At 31.9% G+C, this 1,771-nt stretch carries 1 protein-coding gene; it reads left to right on the plus strand.

Annotation, left to right across the window (positions count from 1 at the left end; all coding sequences use genetic code 11):
- Positions 1-763: 763 nt before the first annotated feature.
- Complete coding sequence (locus DN408_RS31005; protein ID WP_002016772.1) at positions 764-1,492, plus strand: DsbA family oxidoreductase; 729 nt, start codon at positions 764-766, stop codon at positions 1,490-1,492.
- Positions 1,493-1,771 lie beyond the last annotated feature (279 nt).

Below are 1,771 nucleotides of genomic sequence, written 5' to 3' on the forward strand. Positions count from 1 at the left end.
GTAGGACGTCGCCAAGCAAGCTAAAACACAAGTCTTTTGACTTGTGTTTTTTTTGCATATTTGTTTCGTTAGAAACAAGGGTGGAAATATTGCTAAATCATACCAGATGGAAAATTATTTACGGAATCATGATAAAGGCGAAGTATTTTCGCTATTTTTATTAAGCGCTCATTAAACTAGATGTATTTCGTAATAGGATCATTATTGGTCATATTTTCAATATAAGAGGGAAACCTCCCTTCTTTTATAATTAATTTCTAAAAAACTTGGCGCATAATTGAAGCTTCTATACTCTAAATGATTTAATGGTTTATGAATTATATAGCTATTTCCCCTTAAAATCCTGTATACAGTATCCCTTAACTAATAAACATTAGAGGTGTTTCTGCCGGTAAATACTTCTTTTTCATGATTGGACATCTAAATCTTCTTCATTAATATACTTTTGAAAATAAATCTTTTCATTCTTATAATAATAGAGTTTTGAGTAATTGCTTCCTTTAGTTATTAAGTATAGGGAAGTAGTACATAATCTATGAAAATGATACAGGTGCTTTCAATTATTATGAGAACAGCTATATTATGGCTAAATATGTAGTGAGATATAGGCATGTTGAACAAGGGGCTCATTTACAATTGAATTGTATATGTGGGTATGAAATCTTCTTTGATTAGTAGTCGTAACTTCTTGAGGCATAAATTTTTGAATTCCGTAACGTCAGTGCTACAATGATTGAAAAATAAATGTTAATGAGGTGTTCATATGAAAATTGAAGTTTGGTCTGATTTTGTATGCCCGTTTTGCTATATTGGGAAGCGTAGATTAGAAATGGCTTTAGAGCAATTTCCACATAAGAAAGATGTTGAAGTTGAGTTTAAAAGTTTTGAATTAGATCAAAATGCTCCGATCTACTCTGGAACGAGTATTAATGAAGTGCTTGCATCGAAGTATGGAATTAGTGTTGAAGAAGCTGATCGTAATAATATACAACTAGGCAATCATGCAGCTAGTATGGGTTTGAGTTTCAATTTTGAAGAGATGAAGCCAACAAATACTTTTGATGCACATCGTTTGGCGAAATTCGCAAAGGATCAGGGGAAGGAAAAGGAGATTACAGAAAATCTACTTTTTGCATATTTCACTGAATCGAGAAACTTAAGTGATGTGGAAACACTAGCTAATATTGCTGAAGCTTCCGGTCTAGATAGGGAAGAGGCTTTAAATGTTATTCATAATAAAAATGCTTATGCCAATGAGGTTAGGATTGATGAATCAATTGCTCAACAATATAAAATTACAGGGGTACCTTATTTTATTGTTAATCAAAAGTATGCTATTTCAGGTGCACAACCACTTGAAACCTTTGTTGGTGCACTTCAACAGGTGTGGGAAGAAGAGAACCCTAAGTCTGAACTTCAAGATCTTTCAATAAATAGTACAACAGATGATTATTGTGCAGATGGTAGCTGCTCGATACCTTCAAAGGAATAATATTTAATTCTTTCTTTCTATTATGGTGTGCATAATGTAATGAGGGGATAAATTTAAAATGTCATATGTATATTAATGACATCTAAATACGAATAACCTACAGTGACTTTTATAGGTTATTCGTATTTAGTTTATTTTGGGGAGTTACATTCAAGGGTATTATTATTGTGCTAACGGCTTGTTGGTATAGTTAATTCATATTTTTATAAAAAACTTATTTAAAACTATTGACGATTAATATACATGGGTGTAATATAGAACAAGTCGCCGATAGCAACA

It is taken from the genome of Bacillus sp. AR13-1, assembly GCF_008042285.1.
Taxonomy (GTDB): domain Bacteria; phylum Bacillota; class Bacilli; order Bacillales; family Bacillaceae_G; genus Bacillus_A; species Bacillus_A mycoides.

Excerpts from the sequence above, each read along its gene's own strand:
- DN408_RS31005 (WP_002016772.1), top strand. The coding sequence starts at position 764 with ATGAAAATTGAAGTTTGGTCTGATTTTGTATGCCCGTTTTGCTATATT.